The sequence below is a fragment of the Limimaricola cinnabarinus LL-001 genome, from assembly GCF_000466965.1.
In the GTDB taxonomy this organism is placed as follows: Bacteria; Pseudomonadota; Alphaproteobacteria; order Rhodobacterales; family Rhodobacteraceae; genus Limimaricola; species Limimaricola cinnabarinus.
On the sequence record NZ_BATB01000146.1, the window covers coordinates 1 to 1644 of the forward strand.

The following is a 1644-nucleotide window of genomic DNA, read 5'->3' on the forward strand; positions in this document are numbered from 1 at the left end:
GGGAGTTGCTCAGGGCGAACTAATTAGTCGGCCCTGAACAACGGCCTCAGGTGGCGGCAGCTGTTGCAACCAAGCAGAATTGTCACCGGCTCTGCAAAGCAGAAGTGTCGCTGGTGGTCCTGACGGGAGCGCAGCCGGGCAGGGCGGAGACCTCAATTCTCGGAGGCCTGACCGGCTGCGCGGGCCTTAGCGCGCCGGGCCAGCTTCGAGTTCCAGCCATCGTTGCGGCGACCGGTCTTGCGATACCCGGTGCGGGCGCTTTCGGGGCGCACCTCGGGTGCGGCCACAGCCTGATCCTGCTGCCGCTTGATATGGGCCAGCACCGCGCCGAGGTGCTTGCTCTCGGTGATCGCGGCGTGGGTGACGCGCTGCTGATGCGGGTCGAAGATGGTGCAGGGTAGGATGATGCCCTTGTGACGGACTTGGATGTGGCCATCGGGAAATTCGTAGGTATCGGCGTATTTGCCCATCAGGTCGCGGGTCATCTCGTTCACCTCCAAGCGGATGCGCTTGTAGTCGTATTTCAGCGTCAGATCCTTGCTGACATGGCGCTTGTCGCGCAGGCAGAAGATCTCGGCCAGTCGATCCGGCGCGACATTCAGCGGCCTGTGCAGGTTGTCCGGCTTGGCGGCGGGCTTGGCGAACTTCGCGTTGTAGCGCGCCACGAAGCCCGGCAGGAACGCGTTCGCCGCCGCGATGTCCGAGATGCCGGCCAGACGCAGCTCCTTCACCAGCCGGTCCTGCAGCGTGCGGTTGGCGCGCTCCACGCCGCCCTTGGCCTGGCTCGAATTGGCGCACAGGATCTCGATCTGCAGCTCCGCCAGAGCCCGCCCGAACTGGGTCATGCCGGTCATATGGTTGCTGGGCTTGGGCACCCGAAACACCGAGTGCTTGTCGCTGTAGAACGCGACCGGGCGGCCATGTTGCACCAGGTAGCGCTCCAGTGCCTCGAAATAGCTGAACGTGCTCTCGGAGGTGACGAAGCGCAGTTCCATCAGCGTGCTGGTGGCATCGTCGATGAAGACCAGCAGCGTGCAGGGATCGCCGCGATCCTCGAACCAGCGATGCTCCGAGCCGTCGATCTGGATCAGTTCGCCAAAACATTCGCGGCGCAGGCGCGGCTGGTGAAAAGTCCGGCGCTGCTTGCGCGACAGCCACAAGCCGTCCTCGAACATCCACTTTCGCAGCGTCTCGCGCGAGACCGTCAGACCGTGGTCGTCCCGCAACCGTTCCGCCGCCAGCGTCGGCCCGAAATCCGAATAGCTCTCGCGGATCAACGACAGGGCATAGTCGCGCTTGGCGGCGTGAATGCGGTTGTTCGGAGCACGGCCGCGCGCCCGGTGCCGGATCGCCGCCGCGCCATCCGCGCGATACCGCTTGAGCAGCCGGAGGATCTGGCGCCGGGTCAGCCCCAGCAGGTGCGCACGGCGATGTTGCGCAAATCAGCTTTGAGCATGACGCTCCCTTTCCCGCCTTTCTTCAGCGGACAGCTTTGATCTCGGCCCTGCCAAGGGCCGAGAAGCGGTTCATGATGGCGATGCGGATCTGGATTTCGGCGGTTTGGCGGTCGGGATCTCGTGACATGATCCTCTCGCTGAAGAGCTTCAGGCAGTTCATCTGGGCCTCGACCCGACTTCGGACGTG

Annotated in this window: 2 pseudogenes; both read right to left on the bottom strand. The window is 64.4% G+C overall.

Going from position 1 to position 1644, the window contains the following annotated elements:
- Positions 1-152 precede the first annotated feature (152 nt).
- Positions 153-1424, bottom strand: a pseudogene (locus MBELCI_RS18745) (ISNCY family transposase); the annotation flags it as partial.
- 55 nt (positions 1425-1479) lie between these two features.
- Positions 1480-1644 (bottom strand): annotated as a pseudogene (locus MBELCI_RS18750) (IS5/IS1182 family transposase); the annotation flags it as partial.